Here is an 18,802-nt window from a genome sequence, read left to right on the forward strand (position 1 = left end):
CGATCAGGACACCGCGAGCATCCGGTCCAGCGCCACCTTGGCGAGTTCGGCCTCGTGCGGCGGCACCTGGATGTGATTGACGAGCTTGCCGTCGGCGAGGTTCTCCAGCGTCCACGCGAGGTGCTGCGGGTCGATGCGCTGCATCGTCGAGCACATGCACACCGTCGGCGCCATGAACTGCACGATCTTGCCCTCGGGCTTCACTTCCTCCGCCAGGCGGTTGACGAGGTTCAGCTCCGTGCCGACCAGCCAGCGCGTGTTGGGCGCCCCGGCCTTGATCACGTTGATGATGTACTCGGTCGAACCGACGTAGTCGGAATTCACGCACACCTCGAGGCTGCTCTCCGGGTGCGAGATCACGAGGCCCTCCGGATGCTGCATGCGCCAGCGGCGGATATGGCTCTCCTGGAACATCTGGTGCACCGAGCAGTGCCCCTTCCACAGCAGGATCTTCGCGTTGCGGATCTGCTCCGGCGTGAGGCCGCCGTACTCGAGGTCCGGGTCCCACACCACCATCTGCTCGAGCGGAATGCCCTTCTTGTAGCCGGTCCAGCGGCCGAGGTGCTGGTCGGGGAAGAACAGCACCTTCTCGCGCTGCGCGAAGGCCCAGTCGAGGATCACCGGCGCGTTGGTCGAGGTGCACACGATGCCGCCGTGCTCACCGCAGAAGGCCTTCAGGTCGGCTGCCGAGTTGATGTAGGTCACCGGCGTGATCAGCGCGTCGGGCGTGCCGAGCACTTCGCGCAGCTCGCGCCAGCAGCGCTCCACCTTCGCCAGATTGGCCATGTCCGCCATCGAGCACCCGGCGGCGAGATCCGGCAGGATCGCCTTCTGGTGCGGCTGCGACATGATGTCCGCGACCTCGGCCATGAAATGCACGCCGCAGAACACGATGAACTCGGCATCCGTCTGCGAGGCGAGGCGCGACAGCTTCAGCGAGTCGCCGGTGAGGTCGGCGTGCTGATACACGTCCGCGCGCTGGTAATGGTGGCACAGCAGCACGGCCCGCTCGCCGAGCCGCGCGCGCGCCGCGCGGATGCGCTCCTGGGCCTCGTCGTCGCGCAGGACATTGAATCGATCGAAACTGATGGTGGCGGTCTGCATCGTATTCGGTAAATCGGTCGGAAGAATCGTCAATCAAACCGGCTGCCCGCCGGCGTGTCAAATATGTGCGTCGATCAGCCCTGCTGCCACGGCAGACCGGCGTGGCGCCAGCCGCCGATGCGGTTGCGCTGATGGTGCGCGTCGCGGTCGCCCTCGAAGCCTTCCAGCACGTTGTAGCAGCTCCGGTAGCCGGCCTCCGTCGCCGCGCGCGCGGCCTTGTCCGAGCGCGCCCCCGAACGGCACATGAACATCACCAGCGCCTCGGGGTCGACCTCGCGCCGGAACTGGGTGAGGAAATGCGGGTTCGGCTGGTTGCCGGGATAGCCCATCCATTCGATCTCGACGGCGCCGGGCACGCGGCCGACCCAGTCCCACTCGGCGCGCGTGCGCACATCGACGAGCTTCGCGCCGGGCGCTAGCTGCCACACCTCGTAGGCTTCGGCCGGTGTCAGCGCCCCCGCATAGGGCAGCTTCATCTCCTGCGCGCGCTGCTGCGCGAGACGAAGCAGGTCGGTCAATTTTCCCATTGCAGCCATCCGGATAGAATCGTTCGGTCGAATGCCGAGTATAGCGCTCACGCCATGGACCACCCAACAGCACGCAACGCGCGCAGCACGGGACGGGATGACACGCGTGCGCGCGGCATCCAGCGCACCGCACTGACTGCCATCGTCACGAACACCCTGCTGTCGGCCGGCCAGATCGTTGTCGGCCTGTTCGCCAACGCCTTCAGCCTCGTCGCCGACTCGGCGCACACGCTCTCGGACCTGTTCACCGACTTCCTCGTCCTCATCGCCGGACGACGCGGCGCCGAGCCGGCCGACCGCGACCACCCCTACGGCCACGGCCGCATCGAAACTGCGGTGTCGATGCTGCTGGGCGCGGTGCTCGCGGTCGTCGGCATGGGGTTCCTGTGGAGCTCCGGCCTGCGCCTGCAGCACATGGCCGCCGCGCCCCCACTGCATCCGGCGGCGCTCGGCATGGCGCTGGTGACGCTCGCGGCGAAGGAAATCCTGTTCCGCTACACCCTCGCCGCGAGCCGGCGCCTGAAGGCCCCCGTCCTGGAAGCCAACGCCTGGCACGCCCGCTCCGACGCCGCCTCCTCGCTCGTCGTCGCCATCGGCATCGGCGGCAGCCTCGCCGGCTACCCCTTCCTCGAACCGCTCGCGGCCGCGGTCGTCGGCTTCCTGATCGTGCACATGGGGATCCGCCTTGTCTGGCGCGCGGTGCGCGAGCTCATCGACACGGGCCTGTCGGAGCAGGAAGTCTCGTGCATCCGCGACACGATCCGCACCACCCCGGGTGTCATCGGCCTGCATGACCTGCGCACGCGACGCATGGCCGATCGCGTGCTGTGCGACGCCCACATCCAGGTCGATCCCCGCATCACCGTGTCCGAGGGGCACCGGATCTCCGACACCGTGTACTTCCGCGTGCGCGCCGCCCACCCCGAGGTGCGCGAAGTGCTGGTGCATGTCGATTCCGAAGACGATGCCATCCCCCTGAGTGCCGGCCTTGCCCCCCTGCCCGGACGCACCGAAATCGTGCATACGCTGGAAGCCCTGTTCGGCGACGCCCTCCCGGTGCCGCCGCGCGTGCTCATCCACTATCTCGGCGACCGCATCGAGGCCGAAGTGATCCTGAGCACGGACGACCTGACCGAAACCACCCGCGAAGAACTGCGCCTGCGCATCGAGGCGCTGCTCGCCGAACGTCCCCACTACCGCGCGATCACCATCCTGGGCCGCATTGCACCTTGATGGTGCATCCAAGACGAACTTGCGCACCGTTACGGTGCATTTCCGCACACATTCATCGCGGCCCCTCGGCGTGCGAGGCCGGAGGCTCGTCTTCCGCCCTGCCCACCCCACCTTCGATCGATATGTTCGCGTGCGGCCGCGCTACGTGCAGCCGCCCTTGTGGCACAATGCCCGGCACAGTCCGATAGACGCATGGCACAGATACTGCTTGCTTCCAGCCCAACGGAAGTTTGCCGTTATAACCAACCGCTTTTGCCCCTTCTCTCCAGGAGTGAATATGAACGCTCAAGACGTCATGAAGATGATTCAGGAAAACGAGGTCCGCTTCGTTGACCTGCGTTTTACTGATACCCGTGGCAAAGAGCATCACGTCGGCCTGCCGGTCTCGGCCTTCGAGGAAGACCACTTCGAGCACGGCCACCCCTTCGACGGCTCCTCGCTGGCCGGCTGGAAGGGCATCCAGGCCTCCGACATGATCCTCCTGCCGGAAGCCCGCACCGCCTACATCGACCCGTTCTTCGACGAAACCACCCTGGTGCTGACCTGCGACGTCATCGAGCCGTCCGACGGCAAGGGCTACGACCGCGACCCGCGCTCGATCGCCAAGCGTGCCGAGGCCTACCTGAAGAGCACCGGCCTGGGCGACACCGCATTCTTCGGCCCGGAACCCGAATTCTTCATCTTCGACTCCGTCGAGTGGTCCGTCGACATGTCGGGCGTGTACAGCAAGATCATCTCGGAAGAAGCCGCATGGTCGACCGCCGACAAGTTCGAAGGCGGCAACACCGGCCACCGTCCGCGCGTCAAGGGCGGCTACTTCCCGGTTCCCCCGGTCGACAGCCTCAATGACGTGCGCGCCGCCATGGTGCTCGCGCTCGAAGCGGCCGGCGTGCCGGTCGAAGTGCATCACCACGAAGTCGCCAACGCCGGCCAGTGCGAGATCGGCACCAAGTTCAGCACGCTGACCCAGCGCGCCGACTGGACCCAGATCCTCAAGTACATCGTGCATAACGTCGCGCACCAGTACGGCAAGACCGCGACCTTCATGCCGAAGCCGATCGTCGGCGACAACGGCTCGGGCATGCACGTGCACCAGTCGATCTGGAAGGACGGCCAGAACCTCTTCGCGGGCAACGGCTACGCCGGCCTGTCGGAGACCGCGCTGTACTACATCGGCGGCATCATCAAGCACGCCCGCGCGCTCAACGCGATCACCAACCCGGGCACCAACTCGTACAAGCGCCTCGTGCCGCACTACGAAGCGCCCACCAAGCTCGCCTACTCGGCGCGCAACCGCTCGGCCTCGATCCGCATCCCCTACACCGCCAACCCGAAGGGCCGCCGCATCGAATCGCGCTTCCCGGATCCCCTGGCCAACCCGTACCTGTGCTTCGCCGCCCTGATGATGGCCGGCCTGGACGGCATCCAGAACAAGATCCACCCGGGCGATCCGGCCGACAAGAACCTGTACGACCTGCCGCCGGAAGAGGATGCAAAGATCCCGACCGTGTGCACCAGCCTCGACCAGGCGCTCGAGTACCTCGACAAGGATCGCGAGTTCCTGACCCGCGGCGGCGTGTTCTCGAACGACTTCATCGACGCGTACATCGCGCTGAAGATGGAAGAAGTCGATCGCATGCGCATCACCACCCACCCGGTGGAATTCGACATGTACTACAGCCTGTAATCTTCGGATTGCGCTGTTGTCGAAAAGGGACGGGCATTGCCCGTCCCTTTTTTATGCGGTCTAATGCCCCACGAATTGCCTTGCGGGAGCCGTCCGCCGTGGTTCCGGACGCATCCCTGACTCACCGACCGACGGACATGCGAATACTTCCGGTACTGCTTCTTCTGCTCGTGTCCCCTCTGGCACAAGCCCAGGTTTACAAGTGCGTGGACGCCAACGGCGCCGTCACCTACACGAACGACCGCAACCAGGGGCGCGGCTGCAAGCAACTCGCCGAAGATCAGGCCGTGTCGTCGGTGCCCGCACCTGCCAGGCGCTCGTCCTCGGCATCGCAGCCGACCCCGTCGAACTTTCCGCGCGTGTCGCCCGACGCGCAGCGCGCCCGCGACGACACGCGGCGGGAAATCCTCGAGAAGGAACTCACGACCGAGGAAAGCGCGCTCGCCGAAGCCAGCAAGTCCCTGGCCGAAACGGAAGGACGCTACCAGGGCGCCGAGCGCCGGCTGCCTGTGGTGCAGAACCGCCTGCAGCCCCTGCGCGAAAAGGTGGAACTGCACCAGCGCAACATCGACGCCCTGAAGAAGGAACTCGGCAACCTGAAATAAGGACGTATGCATTCTGGCGTGTTTTTTGCGAGACCAACCGGGATTTCGAGAACACACACACATGCCGAATACGCCCAAACCTCCCGCCGGTCACGCCGGCCCCTTCGCGGGGCTCGATCTCCTCTCGTCGGCGGTCGTCGTCGTCGATGACCACCTCCTGATCCACTACCTCAACGCCGGCGCCGAGAACCTCTTCGCCGTCAGCCACCGGCGCCTGATCGGCGCGCCGCTGTCGCAGCTCCTCGGCGAACCGGCGGGACTCGCCGCCGCACTCGACAACGCCCTGCGCAGGAACTGGAGCTACACCGGGCAGGATCTCAAGATCGCGCGCCCCAACGCCGATCCGCTGCACGTCGACTGCACCGTGAGCCCCGCCGAAGCGGCCGGCCTGCGCCTGCTGCTCGAATTCCGCCCGATCGACGCCCAGCTCCGGGTCGCCCGCGAGGAACAGCTGCTGCAGCAGCAGCAGGCCAACCGCGAACTGATCCGCAATCTCGCGCACGAGATCAAGAATCCGCTCGGCGGCATCCGCGGCTCGGCGCAACTGCTCGAACGCGAGCTCGCCGACCCGCAACTGCGCGAATACACCGAAGTCATCATCGCCGAGGCCGACCGCCTGCAGGACCTGATGAACCGGCTGCTGACCTCGCACAGCATGATGCGCCCCAACCAGCTCAACATCCACGACGTGCTGGAGCGCGTGCGTCGCCTGATCCTCGCCGAGTTCCCCGAGATCGCGATCCGGCGCGACTACGACACGAGCCTGCCGGAACTCACCGCCGACCGCGAACAGCTCATCCAGGCCATCCTCAACATCGCGCGCAACGCCGCGCAGGCGATGAACGGCCGCGGCGAGATCCGCCTGCGCACGCGCGTCGCGCGCCAGGTCACGCTCGCGAAGCGCCGCTTCAAGCTGGCACTGGAATTGCAAGTCATCGACAACGGCCCCGGCATCCCGGACGAGATCCGCGACAAGATCTTCTATCCGCTGGTTTCGGGGCGCGAAGGGGGGAGCGGGCTGGGCCTGTCGCTGGCGCAGAGTTTCGTGGAACAGCACCAGGGCATGATCGAAGTCGAAAGCCGCAAGGGCCGCACCTGCTTCACCATCCTGTTGCCGATTATCGACCGTGCCTGACCCCGACGGGGCGACCGGTCGCACCAAAAAGGTGCATATCTGATGAACACCGTCTGGATCGTTGACGATGACCGCTCCATCCGCTGGGTGCTCGAAAAAGCGCTCGGCCGGGAGGACATTCCCCACCGCAGCTTCGCGTCCGCGCACGAGGCGCTGTCCGCCCTCGAAGTCGAGCCCGTCCCGCCCAAGGTCCTGATTTCCGACATCCGCATGCCCGGCGAGTCGGGCCTCAGCCTGCTCAAGCGCGCCAAGGCCCTGCACCCGCAGCTGCCGGTCATCATCATGACCGCCTACTCGGATCTCGAGAGCGCCGTCTCCGCCTTCCAGGGCGGCGCCTTCGAATACCTGCCCAAGCCCTTCGACGTCGACCAGGCCGTTGCACTGGTTCAGCGCGCGATCGCGCAGAGCTCGCACCAAAAAGGTGCATCTGAAAGCACTACCCTCGCGCCCGAGATCCTCGGCCAGGCACCGGCGATGCAGGAGGTCTTCCGCGCGATCGGGCGGCTCGCCCAGTCGCACGCGACCGTGCTCATCAACGGCGAATCGGGCACCGGCAAGGAGCTGGTCGCACGCGCCCTGCACCGCCACAGCCCGCGCACCGAAGCCCCCTTCATCGCGATCAACACCGCCGCGATCCCGCGCGACCTGCTCGAATCGGAGCTGTTCGGCCACGAACGCGGCGCCTTCACCGGGGCGGCGGCCCAGCGGCGCGGACGCTTCGAACAGGCCGACGGCGGCACCCTCTTCCTCGACGAGATCGGCGACATGCCCGCCGAGCTGCAGACGCGCCTGCTGCGCGTGCTGTCCGACAACCATTTCTACCGCGTCGGCGGCCAGCAGCCGATCCGCGCCAACGTGCGCGTCATCGCCGCCACGCACCAGAACCTCGAGGAGCGCGTGCGCCAGGGCCTCTTCCGCGAAGACCTGTTCCACCGCCTCAACGTGATCCGCCTGCGCCTGCCGCCGATGCGCGAGCGCCGCGAGGACATCCCGCTGCTCATCCCGCACTTCCTGCAGAAGAGTGCGCAGGATCTCGGCGTCGAGCCGAAGCGCGTATCCGACGCGGCGATCAAGTACCTGCAGGCCCTGCCCTTCCCCGGCAACGTGCGCCAGCTCGAGAACCTGTGTCACTGGCTCACGGTGATGGCGCCCGGCCAGGTCGTCGAGATCGCCGACCTGCCTCCCGACATGAAGGCCCAGCCCGAGCGCGAGGCCCCGATCAGCTGGGCCGACGGTCTCGCACTGGAAGCCGACCGCCTGATCGCGACCTCGCCCGGCGAAGTGTTCGACCGCCTCACGCGCGACTTCGAGCGCACCCTGATCCGCCGCGCCCTCGGCGCCACCGGCGGCCGCCGCATCGAAGCCGCGCAACTCCTGGGGATCGGCCGCAACACGATCACGCGCAAGATCCAGGAGCTCGGCATGGACGACGAACGCCCCGCACCGCCGCCGACCGCCTGACGCCAGCGCTCCGCCCGGCAGCCGGGTTGCCGCGCACCGCACTCGTGCATGCGCATGCAATGTCGGATAATGCAGGTTTTCACGTATCGCACGGGAAGACCGGCTTGAGCTCATCCACCTCCGACGCGCCGCTGAACGCCGCAGCCATCCTCCAGCAACTCGGCGACCTCGCCGGCACTGTTGACGTACAGGTGCTGGAGGAATGCGCGTCGACGAACAGCGTGCTCATGGACACGACTCCGGCCGACGACGGACGCATCCACGTCGTCGTCGCCGAACGTCAGACCGCAGGGCGCGGGCGGCGCGGGCGGCAATGGCAGTCCTGGCCGGGCGGCAGTCTCACCTTCTCGACGCTGTGGCGCTTCGCACCTGGCGCCCCCGTGCCGGCGGGGCTCTCGCTCGTCGCCGGCCTGGCGGTCGTCCGTGCGCTGGAAAAACTCGGCGTGCAGGGCCTGCAACTGAAATGGCCGAACGACGTGCTCGTGCACGGCCACAAGCTCGCCGGCATTCTCGTCGAACTCCTGCCCGGGCGCGGCCGCACCCCGGCAGCCGTCGTGGGCATCGGCATCAACCTGCACCTGCCGGCCGACGCCCGCATTCCCGACCAGCCCGCCGTCACCGACCTCGGCCAGCATCTCGAAACGCTGCCGGAGCGCAACCGGCTGCTTGCCGCCGTCCTCGCCGAACTGCATGCCCTGTTCGACACCTACGCCGCAGCCGGCTTCCCGGCGCTGCGCGGCGCCTGGCAGCAACGCAACGCCTTTGCCGATCTGCCGGTGCGCGTCAGCGGCGACGGGCGCGAACTCGCCGGCATCTGCATCGGCGTGGACGACGACGGCGCGCTGCTCCTTCGCACCGATGAAGGCCCGATCCGCATCCTCACCGGCGACGTTTCGCTGAGGGCTGCGCAGTGATCCTGCTGATCGACGCCGGCAACACCCGCGTCAAATGGGGCCTGTTTTCCGGTGGCGCGTGGCAGGACGAGGGCGCGCTGGAACACGGGCACCTCGACGAGTTCGCAAGCATCGCGGCAACCCCGCTGCGCATCGACCGGGTCTTCGGCTCCAACGTCGCCGGAAGCCACGTCGCCGACGCCATCGCCGAGGCGCTGCGCGCCCGCGCGCCCGCGCCCGAATGGCTCCGCTCCACGGCCGCATGCTGCGGCGTGCGCAACACCTACGACACCCCCGGCCAGCTCGGCACCGACCGCTGGGCCGCGCTGATCGGCGCGCGCGCGCTGCATCCGGCCGCCTGCCTCGTGATCAACGCCGGCACCGCCACGACCATCGACATCCTCGACGCCGACGGCCTCTTCCGCGGCGGCCTCATCCTGCCCGGCGAGCACCTGATGCGCCGCTCGCTCGCCCGCGACACTGCCCAGTTGCCCTTCGCTGATGGGCGCTTCACCGCGGCACCGCGCAACACCGCAGACGCCATCGTATCCGGCTGCCTCAATGCCCAAGCCGGTGCCGTCGAGCGCATGTTCGGCCAGATCGCCCACGCGCCGCAGGCCCTGTGCCTCCTGAGCGGCGGCGGTGCGGACGCGCTCGCCGAACTGCTCGACATCCCGTTTCGCCGCGTCGACAACCTGGTCCTCAAGGGCCTCGCCGTCGCCGCCACACAGCCCGACACGCCGTAGCGCGGGCGCATCGCCACACTGCCGCAAGACACCGAGGGAGACTACAAGATGACCGAACCGACCCGCATCCTGCTCGACGAGAACGAGATCCCGACGCACTGGTACAACGTCGTCGCCGACATGCCCAATCCGCCCACCCCCTCGCTCGGGCCGGACGGCAAGCCGGTCAGCCCCGAGCAGATGATGGCGATCTTCCCGGGCCAGATCCTCGAACAGGAGATGAGCGCCGAACGCTGGATCGCGATTCCCGACGAAGTGCGCGAGATCTACAAGATCTGGCGCCCCAGCCCGCTGATGCGCGCCGTGCGCCTCGAACGTGCGCTGGGCACCCCGGCGAAGATCTTCTTCAAGAACGAAGGCGTCTCCCCGGCCGGCTCGCACAAGCCCAACTCCGCCGTGCCGCAGGCCTTCTACAACAAGCAGGCGGGCATCAAGCGCCTCGCCACCGAGACTGGCGCCGGCCAGTGGGGCTCGTCGATCTCCTTCGCCGGCCAGATGTTCGGCCTCGACGTACGCGTCTACATGGTCAAGGTGAGCTACCACCAGAAGCCCTACCGCCGCCTGATGATGCAGACCTGGGGCGCCGAGGTGTTCGCGAGCCCGTCCGACATGACCCAGACCGGCCGCGACGCGCTGGCGAAGGATGCGGACAACCCCGGCTCGCTCGGCCTCGCGATCTCCGAAGCGGTCGAGGAGGCTGCCGGCCGCGCCGACACGAACTACACCCTCGGCTCCGTGCTCAATCACGTGCTGCTGCACCAGACCATCATCGGCCTCGAGGCGAAGAAGCAGTTCGACAAGATCGGCCTCTACCCCGACGTCGTCCTCGGCCCCTGCGGCGGCGGCTCGAGCTTCGGCGGCATCGCCTTCCCCTTCCTCGCCGACAAGGCCTCGGGCGACAAGCGTGCCGAGAAGCTGCGCTGCGTCGCCGTCGAGCCGACCTCCTGCCCGACGCTCACCAAGGGCCAGTACGCCTACGACTTCGGCGACGCTTCCGGCTTCACGCCGATGATGAAGATGTACACGCTGGGCCACGACTTCATGCCCCCGGGCATCCACGCCGGCGGCCTGCGCTACCACGGCGACTCGCCGCTGGTGTCGCAGCTCTACCACGAGGGCCTGCTCGAAGCGGTCGCCGTGCCCCAGCTCGCCACCTTCGACGCGGGCGTCATGTTCGCGCGCAGCGAAGGCATCATCCCGGCGCCCGAGTCCTGCCACGCGATCCGCGCCGCCATCGACGAAGCGCTCGCGTGCAAGGCCACCGGCGAGCCCAAGGTGATCCTCTTCAACCTCACCGGCCACGGGCACTTCGACATGAGCTCGTACGACCGCTTCTTCTCCGGCCAGCTCGAGAACTACGACTACCCGGCCGAGGCGGTCGCCGCGTCGCTCGCGCACCTGCCGAAGTTCTAAGCGGGCTGCATGACTCGGCCGCATCTCCGGTAAAGTTCGCCCATGCGCATCGTGTTCGTCATCCTCGTGCTGCTTAACCTGCTCGCCCTGGCATCCATCCGGGGCTGGCTGGGCACCTCCGCCCCGGAAGGCGAACCCGAGCGACTCAGCAACCAGCTCAACCCGGATCGCATCATCCTGCGCCCCGGCAACGACACCCCGCCCCGCGAGATCGAGGCCGAGTTGCCGGCACTCCCCGCGGAGCGGACGCCCGCAGCACCGGAAGCCGGCAACGGCCGGGCGGCAACACCGGCCGCGCCGGCAGCCGCCAACGCCCCGGCGGCGGCGCTGGCCTGCGTCGAGATCGGCGGGCTCGCTGAAAACGAGGCGAACGCCGTCCTGCAGAATGCCATCGCGGGCAAACCGGGACTGCGCACCGAACACAAGACGAGCAGCACGCCCAACGCCTGGTGGGTACGCATTCCGCCCTCCGGCGGACGTGAAGCCGCCGAACGGCGCGCCGCCGAATTGCGCGCCCAGGGCATCTCCGAGCTATTCATCGTCAACGACGCCGGCCCCAACCAGTACGCGATCTCGCTCGGCCTGTTCAAGACCGAAGCCAAGGCGCAGCAGCACCTTGCCAGCCTTCAGGCGCGGCAGGTGCGGGGCGCCGGCATCGCCACGCGATCGACCACCATTCACCGTATCGAGGTGCACGGCCCGGCAAGCGCGCTCCGGGCCGTCACCGGCTCGCCGACCGTTCGCCGGTCGGGCGCAACCATCAGCGAGTGCACACCATGAGCGACACCCCTTACGTCGTCGGCCTCACGGGCGGCATAGGCAGCGGCAAGAGCGCCGCCGCCGACCGCTTCGCCGAACTCGGCATCGCCATCGTCGACACCGATGTCATCGCCCACCAACTGACCGCGGTCGGCGGCAAGGCGATCCCCGCGATCCGCGAGGCCTTCGGCGATGCGGTGATCACACCGGAAGGCGCGCTCGACCGCAAGGCGATGCGCGATCGCGCCTTCGCCGACCCGAACGAGCGGCGCCGGCTCGAAGCGATTCTCCACCCCGCGATCGGCGCCGAAAGCCTCCGCCAGGTGAGCGCGGCACGCACGCCCTACGTCATGCTGGTCGTGCCCCTGCTCGTCGAATCCGGCAAGTATCGCGAACGCTGCCACAGCCTGTGCGTCGTCGACTGCCCCGTCGACGTCCAGATTGCACGCGTCATGACCCGCAGCAAGCTGCCCGAGGACCAGGTGCGCGCGATCATGGCGACGCAGGCGAGCCGTGAACAACGCCTCGCCGCCGCCGACGACGTCATCGACAACAGCGGCGACCTCGCCGCGCTGATCGCGCAGGTCGACCGCCTACACGAAAAGTACCTCGCCGCCGCCCGTGCGATCGCCTGAAAAGGCCCGCGGACAAAGGCTTTTCGGTCATATTCGGCCCGCAAACGAGCGGGCCGCCCTATATCCCCTGTGCTATCATCCCGGCACTAACGGGAGATCCGGTATTTTTCAGGCGCAAATGCGGTGATCAGCTACGAATATCCTCTTAACGAGCGTATCCGCACCCTCCTGCGTCTGGAAGACCTGTATTACAAACTCGCGCATTTTTCGCGCGGCGACGCCCCGCAAGACCATCACGTCACGCTGCTGACCCTGTTCGAGATCCTGGAAGTCGCAGGCCGTGCCGACCTCAAGGTCGACCTCGTGCAGGAACTCGAGCGCCAGCGCCAGATCCTCATCTCCTTCCGCAACAACCCCGAGATCTCCGAGGAAGCCCTGTCGGGCGCCCTCTACGAGATCGAGCAGGCGTCGTCGTCGCTGCTCGCCATGGCCGGCAAGATCGGCCAGTACCTGCGCGAGAACGAATGGCTGATGGCGATCCGCAGCCGCGCCTCCATCCCCGGCGGCGTGTGCCAGTTCGATCTACCCTCCTACCATTTCTGGCTGCAGCGCGACGCCGACCAGCGCCGGCACGACCTCTCGAACTGGGTGCACCCGATGCTGCCGATCCGCGACGGCCTCGCGATCGTCCTGCGCCTGCTGCGTGCGAGCGGACGCCCCGAAACGCAAGTCGCCCGCGGCGGCACCTACCAGCTGATGATGGCCGGACGCAGCGCCCAGATGCTGCGCCTGCGCCTGTCGCCGGCCGACGCCGTCGTGCCCGAGATCAGCGCCAACAAGTACGCGCTCAACGTCCGCTTCATGCTTTCGGAAACGGTCATCCGCCCGCGCCTGTCCGACCGCGACGTGGAATTCGAACTCACCTTCTGCAGCCTCTGAGGCCGCAAGCCATGCCCCAGGTCCGCACCGTCAAATGCCCGCACTGCGGCGCCCCGGTCCGCTGGGTTCCGGAGAACCGCTTCCGCCCGTTCTGCTCCGAACGCTGCAAGCAGATCGACCTCGGTGCCTGGGCGTCGGAGGACTACCGCGTCCCCGCCGCCGACCAGGGCGATCCGGGCGAACAAGGCTCCTCCGGCCAGTCGTCTCAGGGCTGAGCCCAGCTGCTGCGTATCGCGGCGATGCCGTGCGCCCCCGCGCGCCGCGCGCGCTCCATGTCGTCCGGCTGGAGCCCGCCCAGCGCGAACACCGGCATGGGCAGTCCGCGCACCAGTTCGGCGAAGCGCTCCCATCCCAGCCCCGCCTGGCCCGGATGCGTGGGCGTCACCAGCACCGAGCCGAGCAGCACATAGTCCATGCCCAGCGCCGCAGCCCGCTCCAGCTCCGCGCGCGTATGGCACGACGCCCCGACCCACTCCAGTCCGGGCCGCCGCTCCAGTGCCATGAGCTGCGCGGCTGACAGGTGCACGCCGTCGGCCTGGACCTTCTCCGCAACGTCGACGCCGCCGTTCACCACGACCAGCGCCCCATGCTGCCGGGCACGACTCACGACCTCGGCCGAGAAGGCACCCAACTCGGGCGCCGCCATCCCCGGCTCGCGCACCTGGATCAGCTTCAAGCCGTGCGCGAGCGCCGCATCGATCTGCGCGAGTTGCGCAGCCGCACCGACCTCGCCCGCGTGCGTGATCCCCATCCGGCGTGGCAGTCGCAAAGCCTTCAGGATCGGGCCGTTCGCCGGCAGCATGGGACCGACCGCCGGCGCCTCCACGCGCTCCCACGACAGCGCGCTATGCACGTGATCGTGCAGCTCGCCCTCCCACTCGGCCACCTCGAAGAAATGCAGCCGCACATGCGCATGCTCGTAGCGGTGCTCGCGCGTGATCCACGGACGCACGGCGCGAACGCGGATGCCCAGCTCCTCGTCCAGCTCCCGGATCAGCGCGTCGGCGGGCGATTCGCCCGCCTCGACCTTGCCGCCGGGAAACTCCCAGTAGCCCGCATAGAACGTATCGGACGCCCGCTGCCCGAGCAGAAAGCGCCCATCCCCGCGGAAAATCACCCCCGCCGCAACCTCGACACGCTTCGTCATTGCCCGCTTCCCGCCTCGATGCGCCCCGCCCAGTCGCGCGCGAACTGCCACGCCACCCGGCCGGAGCGGGAACCGCGCATCAGCGCCCACTGCAACGCCTCCTGACGCGCCTCGTCGATCGCCTTGCGGCTCAGCCCGAAGCTCTTGAGCCAGTACGCGACGATCTCCAGATACTCATCCTGGCTGAACGGATAGAACGAGATCCACAGGCCAAAACGCTCCGACAGCGAAATCTTCTCCTCGACCGCCTCACCCGGATGAATCTCGCCATCGACGTGCGTCGCCTGCCGGTTCTCGTCGTGATATTCGGGCATCAGGTGCCGGCGGTTCGACGTCGCATAGATCAACACGTTATCCGGCACTGCCGCGACCGAGCCGTCGAGCACGCTCTTCAGCGCCTTGTACGCCGGCTCGGCGTCTTCGAAGGACAGATCGTCGCAGAACAGGATGAAGCGCTCCGGACGCCCCTGGACCATCTCGATGATCTCGGGCAGATCCATCAGGTCATCGCGGTCGACTTCGATCAGGCGCAACCCCCTGGCGGCGTACGCATTCAGCAGCGCCTTCACCAGCGACGACTTGCCCGTGCCGCGAGCCCCGGTCAGCAGCACGTTGTTCGCCCGCCTGCCCGCGAGGAACTGGCGCGTGTTCATGTCGATGCGCGCCTTCTGCTCATCGACGTCGCGCAGGTCCTTGAGCCGGATTTCGTGCGGGCGCCTTACCGGCACCAGGCTCGCATGCCCGTTCCGCCTGCGCCACAGAAAGGCAGCGGCCGCCGACCAGTCCGGAGCCTCGACCGGACGCGGCAGCAACAGCTCCAGGCGCCCGATCAACTTCTCGGCACGCGCCACCAATTGCACCAGATCATTCATCTCGACTTGCTCTTCCTTTCTCTGCATCGTCCCCGCGACGCCGCGGCCAGGTCGCCCAGACGATCACCAGCAGCAGCGCGAGTGCGACACCCGCTTCCAGAAAAATCACCCACATTGCGCTCTCCGGCCGGAATGGCGATTCGGGCTGATCTACGTGAGCCGGTATACTGGCGGCCCCGAGTTTCACGAGTCTACCCGATCCTCCCCATGAACCGGCGCGCCCCCATATCGACTGCGCAGCGCCTGCTGTGTCTCCTTTCCTGCCTGTTGCTCGCCGCCTGCGCCAACCAGCCGCCGGCCCCGGCTGCCACCGCAACAGGCCCCTGCGCCGCGGCCAAGCCCTGCCCCGCATGCCCGAGCTGCCCCGCTCCGACCGCCCCGGCACCCACCCCCGCCCTCACCCCCGCACCCGCTCAGGCGCCTGCAGCCCCCACCCCGGTGGAAGCCCTGCAACGCACTGACTGGAACGACCTCCCCGACTGGCGCAGTGACGACCTCGCGCAGGCTTGGCCGGCCCTGCGCCTGTCCTGCAAGGCCCTCGCGAAACAGGCCCGCTGGCAGCGCGTGTGCGACGAAGCGCAACGCCTCGGCGAAACCCCGAACCCCGGCGCCATTCGCCAGTTCATCGAAAACCGCTTCAGCCCGTGGGCCGTTCGCAACCCGGACGGCAGCGCAGACGGGCTGATCACCGGCTACTACGAGCCCATCATCAAGGGCAACCGCACGCGCTCCGAGCGCTTCGCCTGGCCGGTTCACGGCGTGCCGAGCGACATGCTGACGATAGACTTCGGCGATCTCTATCCGGATCTGCGCGGCCAGCGCCTGCGCGGGCGCCTCGTCGGCAACAAGGTCGTGCCCTACTGGACGCGGGCCGAACTCGACCGCATGCAGGACCGCTCGCCCGCACCGACGCTCCTGTGGGCCGCCGACCCCATCGACCTCTTCTTCCTCCAGGTGCAGGGCTCCGGACGCGTGGAGCTGCCCGACGGCAGCCAGGTCCGCATCGGTTACGCCGACCAGAACGGCCACCCCTACCAGTCGATCGGCCGCTGGCTGGTGAACCAGGGCGAACTGCCGCTCGAGAAGGCCTCGATGGACGGCATCAAGAGCTGGGCGAAGTCGAACCCTGGCCGACTCGCGGAGCTCCTGCACAGCAACCCGAGCTACGTGTTCTTCAAGGAAATGCCGGCATCGAACGGCGGCCCCACGGGTGCGCTCGGCGTGCCCCTCACCGCAGGCCGCAGCCTCGCCGTCGACCCGCGCACGATCCCGCTCGGCGCGCCTGTCTTCCTGGCCACGACGACACCCAACAGCGACCGCCCGCTGCGGCGGCTGATGCTCGCACAGGACACGGGCGGCGCGATCAAGGGCGCCGTGCGCGCCGACTTCTTCTGGGGCCCCGGCCCCGACGCCGGCGCCCAGGCGGGCCGCATGCGCCAGCAAGGCCGGATGTGGGTCATCCTGCCGAACGAAAGCGGCGCCCTGTGACGCGCCGCACTAAGGGAGGAGGGCGCGCCATGCGCGCCCTCCTCGACGGGACTTACTTCGCGACACTCGCAAGCTGCTGTTCCAGTTCAGCCGCCGGCACGTAACCGCCCAGCCGGCGCCCGTCCGCCAGGAACAGCGTCGGCGTCCCGTTGATGCGCAGCTTCTGCCCGAGCGCCACATTGCGATCCACCACCGCGCTGTCGCACTTCGCCGCAGCCGGCGTCTTGGCCTCGAGGATCCACTCGTTCCAGGCCTTTGCGCGATCCTTCGCGCACCAGATGTTGCGCGACTTCTCGGTCGAATCCGGACTCAGGATCGGGTACAGGAAGGTATAGAGCGTCACGTCCTTCATCTGCACAAGCTCCTTGCCGAGCCGCTTGCAGTAGGTGCAGTTCGGATCCTCGAAGGTCACCAGCACACGAGAACCGTTGCCCCGCACCTGCTTGATCGCGTGGTCGAGCGGCAGGGACGCGAAATCGATCGACGACAGCTGCGCCATGCGCACCGCGGTGACATCCTTCCGCGTCTTCGTGTCGATCACCCGACCGTCGAGAAAGAACGTGACCTTGTCGTCCGTGTAGATGAGTTCGCCGCTCTTCATCACGACCTCGTAGAGGCCGCCATAAGGCACCCTGGCCACCGACTCCACCGCCGGAGAACCCACAAAGGCTTCCACCGCCTTCTTCACATCTGACTCGTCGGCCCTGGCAGCTCCTTGCGCGAGCACCACGAAACCCAGCGCCGCGATGAGCGGGCGAACAACCTTCTTCAGCATCAGCATCTCCATGGATTCAGAATCGACCGCTCACGGCATAACGCACGAGCGCGTTCCGTACGACCGGCAAGCGGTCAGTGAGGTTCAACCCGACATTGCGCAAGGCCGAGACCAGGGGATTGCGCGAGCCGAACAGGCGACTGAGCCCGTGTGTCGTGTATTGAAGCAGGAATGGCTCTTCCGCACGTGCCCGCGCGTACCTACGCAGCACCGCGATGTCGCCCGGATCGCGCCACGCGGGCAGGTCCTTCAGCGCAGCCGCGAGCGCACGCGCATCCTGGAACCCGAGGTTGATCCCGTGCCCCGACAGCGGGTGGATCGCATGCGCGGCATCACCAACCAGCGCGACACGCTCCTTCACCATCGTCGCCACGCGCATGAAGCGCAGCGGGAATGCCTGCGCCGGCGTCACCAGCTCCAGGGCGCCTACGGCGCCCCCGCTCGCCTCGGCCACGCGCTTGCACAGCGCCTCGGCGTCGAGAGCGAGCAGCCCCTCGGCGAACTCGTCGGCGCACGACCATACCATCGAGACCATCCGCCCGGGCAACGGCAACAGCGCGAGGATACCGTCACCGCGGAACCACTGGAACGCACGGCCCCGGTGATTCGTCGCGCAACGGAAATTCGCGACAACCCCGCGCTCGCCATACGGACTGATCTCCGCATCGATGCCCGCCTGCGTGCGCACCCAGGAATTCGCGCCATCGGCGCCAACCACCAGGCGGCCGTGAATGGTTTTCCTGCCGGGAAGCGTCAGCGACACACTCCCCTTCTCGATCGCGATCGCCTCCGGCGCCCCGCCGACGAGCATCGTGACGTTGTGCTGACGCCGCACCGTCTCCCACAGCTCACGCTGAAGCCGGCCGGACTCGACAATCCACGCGAGTTCGGACAAACCGCTGTCGTAGGCCGAAAACTCCAGCGCCCCGCCCGCATCACCATGGATCGCCATCGCATGCACGGGCGCGATCCGATCCGCGTCGAGGTGCTGCCAGATGCCGATTTCCCGCAGGAAACCCGCGCAGGCCGGACTGATCGCATAGACCCGCGGGTCCCAGCCATCGACCGGCACAGGCGGCCGGGCCTCGATCAGCCCGACCCGGTAACGGGTGCCCTGCAATGCGGCCGCCAGGCTCGCGCCTGCAAGCCCCCCGCCTACGATGATCAGATCGAAATCCATGAAACGCTAATCCGGTTATGAGAGGCGATTCTGCACGATGCCTCGCTGCAAGTCACGATCGCTCAACGTGCATCGATCCGGCAGGTAGACGTAAAAAAGCCGCTCATCCTGTTGTGAGGAGAGCGGCTTTTTTGGAGTAGGGTAGTCTGACGATGACCTACTTTCGCACTCAAGGAGAGCACTATCATCGGCGCGGTCCTGTTTCACTGTCCTGTTCGGGATGGGAAGGAGTGGTTCCGGGACGCTATGGTCGTCAGACTGTA

Annotated in this window: 20 protein-coding genes and 1 rRNA gene; 13 read left to right on the top strand and 8 right to left on the bottom strand. The window is 67.6% G+C overall.

Going from position 1 to position 18,802, the window contains the following annotated elements; translation table 11 throughout:
- Positions 1–3: 3 nt before the first annotated feature.
- Together nadA and GPA22_RS07670 are read right to left on the bottom strand one after the other, a co-directional pair.
- Positions 4–1,104 carry a quinolinate synthase NadA gene (gene nadA, locus GPA22_RS07665; protein ID WP_169255497.1) on the bottom strand — a complete coding sequence of 367 codons (1,101 nt, stop codon included), beginning with the start codon at positions 1,102–1,104 and terminating at the stop codon, positions 4–6.
- 74 nt (positions 1,105–1,178) lie between these two features.
- Positions 1,179–1,631, bottom strand: a complete 453-nt coding sequence (locus GPA22_RS07670) for a rhodanese-like domain-containing protein (RefSeq protein ID WP_169255498.1) — start codon at positions 1,629–1,631, stop codon at positions 1,179–1,181.
- Between the two features lie 54 nt (positions 1,632–1,685).
- Here GPA22_RS07670 and GPA22_RS07675 point away from each other — a divergent pair, with 54 nt between their 5' ends.
- The 12 genes from GPA22_RS07675 to GPA22_RS07730 all read left to right on the top strand — a co-directional run bounded on the left by GPA22_RS07675 (position 1,686) and on the right by GPA22_RS07730 (position 13,292).
- Complete coding sequence (locus GPA22_RS07675) at positions 1,686–2,864, top strand: cation diffusion facilitator family transporter (protein ID WP_169255499.1); 1,179 nt, start codon at positions 1,686–1,688, stop codon at positions 2,862–2,864.
- Positions 2,865–3,141: 277 nt separating this feature from the next.
- The gene (gene glnA, locus GPA22_RS07680) at positions 3,142–4,551 is read left to right on the top strand and encodes a type I glutamate--ammonia ligase (protein WP_169255500.1); all 1,410 of its coding nucleotides are present in this window, start codon (positions 3,142–3,144) and stop codon (positions 4,549–4,551) included.
- 137 nt (positions 4,552–4,688) lie between these two features.
- Positions 4,689–5,156 (top strand): DUF4124 domain-containing protein, encoded by a 468-nt coding sequence (locus GPA22_RS07685; protein ID WP_169255501.1) that lies wholly within the window; start codon positions 4,689–4,691, stop codon positions 5,154–5,156.
- Positions 5,157–5,217: 61 nt separating this feature from the next.
- Positions 5,218–6,291: a nitrogen regulation protein NR(II) gene (glnL, locus tag GPA22_RS07690; RefSeq protein WP_169255502.1), complete on the top strand. Its 1,074-nt coding sequence runs from the start codon at positions 5,218–5,220 to the stop codon at positions 6,289–6,291.
- Between the two features lie 42 nt (positions 6,292–6,333).
- Positions 6,334–7,752: a nitrogen regulation protein NR(I) gene (ntrC, locus tag GPA22_RS07695; protein WP_169255503.1), complete on the top strand. Its 1,419-nt coding sequence runs from the start codon at positions 6,334–6,336 to the stop codon at positions 7,750–7,752.
- Positions 7,753–7,856: 104 nt separating this feature from the next.
- A complete protein-coding gene (locus GPA22_RS07700) occupies positions 7,857–8,666 on the top strand; it encodes a biotin--[acetyl-CoA-carboxylase] ligase (protein ID WP_246264164.1) in 810 nt (269 codons plus the stop codon).
- Positions 8,663–9,391, top strand: coding sequence for a type III pantothenate kinase (locus GPA22_RS07705; protein WP_169255505.1), 729 nt, complete (start codon positions 8,663–8,665; stop codon positions 9,389–9,391). The genes GPA22_RS07700 and GPA22_RS07705 overlap by 4 nt, the downstream gene beginning before the upstream one ends.
- 48 nt (positions 9,392–9,439) lie before the next feature.
- Positions 9,440–10,804, top strand: coding sequence for a TrpB-like pyridoxal phosphate-dependent enzyme (locus GPA22_RS07710; RefSeq protein ID WP_169255506.1), 1,365 nt, complete (start codon positions 9,440–9,442; stop codon positions 10,802–10,804).
- 42 nt (positions 10,805–10,846) lie between these two features.
- The gene (locus GPA22_RS07715; RefSeq protein WP_169255507.1) at positions 10,847–11,584 is read left to right on the top strand and encodes an SPOR domain-containing protein; all 738 of its coding nucleotides are present in this window, start codon (positions 10,847–10,849) and stop codon (positions 11,582–11,584) included.
- The gene (gene coaE, locus GPA22_RS07720; RefSeq protein ID WP_169255508.1) at positions 11,581–12,198 is read left to right on the top strand and encodes a dephospho-CoA kinase; all 618 of its coding nucleotides are present in this window, start codon (positions 11,581–11,583) and stop codon (positions 12,196–12,198) included. The genes GPA22_RS07715 and coaE overlap by 4 nt, the downstream gene beginning before the upstream one ends.
- A gap of 123 nt (positions 12,199–12,321) precedes the next feature.
- Entirely contained in the window at positions 12,322–13,077 is a 756-nt protein-coding gene (zapD, locus tag GPA22_RS07725; protein WP_169255509.1) for a cell division protein ZapD, read from the top strand.
- Between the two features lie 11 nt (positions 13,078–13,088).
- On the top strand, positions 13,089–13,292 hold the full coding sequence (locus tag GPA22_RS07730; RefSeq protein WP_169255510.1) for a DNA gyrase inhibitor YacG: 204 nt from the start codon (positions 13,089–13,091) through the stop codon (positions 13,290–13,292).
- Here GPA22_RS07730 and GPA22_RS07735 read toward each other — a convergent pair.
- From GPA22_RS07735 to GPA22_RS22915, 3 genes are read right to left on the bottom strand one after another with little or no spacing between them, the layout of a single operon-like run.
- Positions 13,283–14,224 carry a Nudix family hydrolase gene (locus tag GPA22_RS07735; RefSeq protein ID WP_169255511.1) on the bottom strand — a complete coding sequence of 314 codons (942 nt, stop codon included), beginning with the start codon at positions 14,222–14,224 and terminating at the stop codon, positions 13,283–13,285. The genes GPA22_RS07730 and GPA22_RS07735 overlap by 10 nt on opposite strands.
- Entirely contained in the window at positions 14,221–15,096 is an 876-nt protein-coding gene (locus GPA22_RS07740; protein WP_169255512.1) for an ATP-binding protein, read from the bottom strand. Before GPA22_RS07740 ends, GPA22_RS07735 begins: the two co-directional genes overlap by 4 nt.
- Complete coding sequence (locus GPA22_RS22915) at positions 15,089–15,211, bottom strand: hypothetical protein (RefSeq protein WP_281374112.1); 123 nt, start codon at positions 15,209–15,211, stop codon at positions 15,089–15,091. Before GPA22_RS22915 ends, GPA22_RS07740 begins: the two co-directional genes overlap by 8 nt.
- A gap of 323 nt (positions 15,212–15,534) precedes the next feature.
- Here GPA22_RS22915 and mltA point away from each other — a divergent pair, with 323 nt between their 5' ends.
- Positions 15,535–16,584, top strand: a complete 1,050-nt coding sequence (mltA, locus tag GPA22_RS07745; RefSeq protein WP_343035982.1) for a murein transglycosylase A — start codon at positions 15,535–15,537, stop codon at positions 16,582–16,584.
- 52 nt (positions 16,585–16,636) lie between these two features.
- Here the strand turns inward: mltA and GPA22_RS07750 are convergent, their stop codons facing one another.
- The 3 genes from GPA22_RS07750 to rrf all read right to left on the bottom strand — a co-directional run bounded on the left by GPA22_RS07750 (position 16,637) and on the right by rrf (position 18,797).
- Positions 16,637–17,359: a DsbC family protein gene (locus GPA22_RS07750; RefSeq protein WP_211168992.1), complete on the bottom strand. Its 723-nt coding sequence runs from the start codon at positions 17,357–17,359 to the stop codon at positions 16,637–16,639.
- Between the two features lie 16 nt (positions 17,360–17,375).
- Complete coding sequence (locus tag GPA22_RS07755) at positions 17,376–18,539, bottom strand: UbiH/UbiF family hydroxylase (protein ID WP_169255514.1); 1,164 nt, start codon at positions 18,537–18,539, stop codon at positions 17,376–17,378.
- Positions 18,540–18,683: 144 nt separating this feature from the next.
- A 5S ribosomal RNA gene (gene rrf, locus GPA22_RS07760) occupies positions 18,684–18,797 on the bottom strand.
- Positions 18,798–18,802: the final 5 nt, after the last annotated feature.

This window comes from Aromatoleum toluvorans, assembly GCF_012910905.1.
Lineage (GTDB): Bacteria > Pseudomonadota > Gammaproteobacteria > Burkholderiales > Rhodocyclaceae > Aromatoleum > Aromatoleum toluvorans.

Coding starts and splice junctions, on each gene's coding strand:
- nadA (WP_169255497.1), bottom strand. CDS start 1,104: ATGCAGACCGCCACCATCAGTTTCGATCGATTCAATGTCCTGCGCGAC.
- glnA (WP_169255500.1), top strand. CDS start 3,142: ATGAACGCTCAAGACGTCATGAAGATGATTCAGGAAAACGAGGTCCGC.
- coaE (WP_169255508.1), top strand. CDS start 11,581: ATGAGCGACACCCCTTACGTCGTCGGCCTCACGGGCGGCATAGGCAGC.
- GPA22_RS07750 (WP_211168992.1), bottom strand. CDS start 17,359: ATGCTGAAGAAGGTTGTTCGCCCGCTCATCGCGGCGCTGGGTTTCGTG.
- GPA22_RS07710 (WP_169255506.1), top strand. CDS start 9,440: ATGACCGAACCGACCCGCATCCTGCTCGACGAGAACGAGATCCCGACG.
- GPA22_RS07735 (WP_169255511.1), bottom strand. CDS start 14,224: ATGACGAAGCGTGTCGAGGTTGCGGCGGGGGTGATTTTCCGCGGGGAT.
- GPA22_RS22915 (WP_281374112.1), bottom strand. CDS start 15,211: ATGTGGGTGATTTTTCTGGAAGCGGGTGTCGCACTCGCGCTGCTGCTG.
- GPA22_RS07730 (WP_169255510.1), top strand. CDS start 13,089: ATGCCCCAGGTCCGCACCGTCAAATGCCCGCACTGCGGCGCCCCGGTC.
- GPA22_RS07755 (WP_169255514.1), bottom strand. CDS start 18,539: ATGGATTTCGATCTGATCATCGTAGGCGGGGGGCTTGCAGGCGCGAGC.
- GPA22_RS07715 (WP_169255507.1), top strand. CDS start 10,847: ATGCGCATCGTGTTCGTCATCCTCGTGCTGCTTAACCTGCTCGCCCTG.
- GPA22_RS07675 (WP_169255499.1), top strand. CDS start 1,686: ATGGACCACCCAACAGCACGCAACGCGCGCAGCACGGGACGGGATGAC.
- ntrC (WP_169255503.1), top strand. CDS start 6,334: ATGAACACCGTCTGGATCGTTGACGATGACCGCTCCATCCGCTGGGTG.
- GPA22_RS07670 (WP_169255498.1), bottom strand. CDS start 1,631: ATGGGAAAATTGACCGACCTGCTTCGTCTCGCGCAGCAGCGCGCGCAG.
- GPA22_RS07685 (WP_169255501.1), top strand. CDS start 4,689: ATGCGAATACTTCCGGTACTGCTTCTTCTGCTCGTGTCCCCTCTGGCA.
- GPA22_RS07740 (WP_169255512.1), bottom strand. CDS start 15,096: ATGAATGATCTGGTGCAATTGGTGGCGCGTGCCGAGAAGTTGATCGGG.
- glnL (WP_169255502.1), top strand. CDS start 5,218: ATGCCGAATACGCCCAAACCTCCCGCCGGTCACGCCGGCCCCTTCGCG.